At 62.5% G+C, this 1,734-nt stretch carries 2 protein-coding genes; one reads left to right on the top strand and one right to left on the bottom strand.

Translation table 11 applies throughout. The features are described 5' to 3' along the window. Positions 1-621, bottom strand: coding sequence for a recombinase family protein (locus ABIC76_RS25525; protein WP_354535653.1), 621 nt, complete (start codon positions 619-621; stop codon positions 1-3). Positions 622-1,141: 520 nt separating this feature from the next. On the opposite strand from ABIC76_RS25525, the gene ABIC76_RS25520 reads away from it, so the two are divergent. Then, a partial coding sequence (locus tag ABIC76_RS25520) for an EAL domain-containing protein (RefSeq protein ID WP_354535652.1) occupies positions 1,142-1,734 on the top strand: 593 nt, incomplete at its 3' end.

Below are 1,734 nucleotides of genomic sequence, written 5' to 3'. Positions count from 1 at the left end.
CTAATCAACATTCAGGGCTGTGCTCGCCTCGACCCTATGTGCTTGGTGCATGGGTGGCGGGATGGTCTTGAGGGCTTTGGCCAGCGCCATGCGCTTGATGGTTCTTGGATGCACGTCGAACTCTTTGGCGACTTCATCCACAGTGGCCGTGCTGAGCAGTGCGATGGCCCTGTTCTGCTGTTGCTCGGTCAAGGCGGGCTTGCGTCCGATGCGCCCGCCACGTGCAAGGGATGCAGCAATCCCAGCGCGCGTTCGCTCGCCGATGAGCCGCTGCTCGAACTCGGCGAGTGCGGCCATCATGTGGAAGACCAGCATGCCACCCGCGGAGTTGGTGTTGATGGACTCGGTGATGGATTCGAAGCCGATGTCACGTCGTCCGAGATCGCTGATGAGCTCAATGAGCCTGCCGAGCGACCGACCGAGGCGGTCAAGCCGCCAGACCACGAGCGTATCGCCTGCGCGCAGGCATTTCAGTGCCCGATCCAGGCCGGGCCGGGAAAACGCTGAGCCGGAAATCCCCCGATCCCTGAAGAAGCGCTGACACCCGGCGCGGGTGAGCGCATCGATTTGAAGAGAGAGATTCTGCTCTTCGGTGGAAACGCGTGCGTAGCCGACCTTCATGCTTGATCCCCTGGAGCCGGCCCTGCGAGTGGAGGGCTGGGTTCCAAAGCGTGCTCGCTGGCCGTCAGAGCGGCTGCGTACCTACCGTGGGGAGGTTGGTAGGGCAAAGAGAGAGGGGCTGCGCTCATTGTTGGGATGCTGTTCTGTCGCGATATCGACAATCGTGACGACATTGTTAATGACGGGGGGCGACGGCTTGCCTGTCATGCCGTCGTTCAACGAGAGCGCGTGGAGTGTCAGTGCGCCTGTGGGTGCGACTGAACACAGTGTTAACAATGATTAATTTCACGCTCTCATCCAAAAGTTTAATGGACAAAAAGGGTCCTTTTTGTCGGTCGCCACCGCTGGCCGCCGAGGCCTTGTCGCGCCTAGCTTCAAGGGCTCTTACATCTGGTGGAAGAAGTATTCATACAAAGGACCCTTTTTGTCCCACCCACCCGGCCCCGGGTAATGCGAGAGCGTTATTGGTGTGCCATGCCATGGCCACCGGGACGCGAATCAATCCAGGTGGGGTGGGAATATGTTCGAACGGCAAGGGCAGGCGCCAGCAGCGGCGGGTGGAGAGCTGGAGCGCGCGCAACTGCAGGCGGCGGAGGCGCGCTGGGCGGCCGGCGCCATGTCGGACGAACAGGTGGTGGTCGCGATCACGCGGGCCATCGAAAACGGCGCGGTGGAGTTTGAATACCAGCCGGTGATCGGGCTGGAGGCGCCTGGCGTCACGCTCTATCGCGAGTGTCTGGCGCGTATCCGTCTGGCCAGCGGGCGGCTGCTGCCGCCCTCGCATTTCATTCCCCATCTTGAGCGCATGGGTGCCATTGGGCACTTCGACGCCCATGTTGTGCGCCATGCCATTGGCCTGCTGAACAAACACCCGCACCTCTGTCTGGGCGTGAACCTGTCCGCGCAGAGCGCGGGCGACGGTCTGTGGTGGGTGCCGGTCCTGCACGCCCTGACGATGCGCCCGGATTGTGCGCGCCGGCTGGTGATCGAGATCACGGAGACGGCGGCGCTGCCCGCGGGTAGCGGACGGTTTTTCAAAAGCACGCTCAATCAGCTGGGCTGTGCGCTTGCCATTGACGACTTTGGCACGGGCTATGGGGCGCAGACCGCAGC

The organism is Ralstonia sp. 1138, assembly GCF_040544795.1.
Lineage (GTDB): Bacteria > Pseudomonadota > Gammaproteobacteria > Burkholderiales > Burkholderiaceae > Ralstonia > Ralstonia flatus.
This window is presented reverse-complemented; position numbering and strand designations above follow the sequence as displayed.

Coding starts and splice junctions, on each gene's coding strand:
- ABIC76_RS25525 (WP_354535653.1), bottom strand. CDS start 621: ATGAAGGTCGGCTACGCACGCGTTTCCACCGAAGAGCAGAATCTCTCT.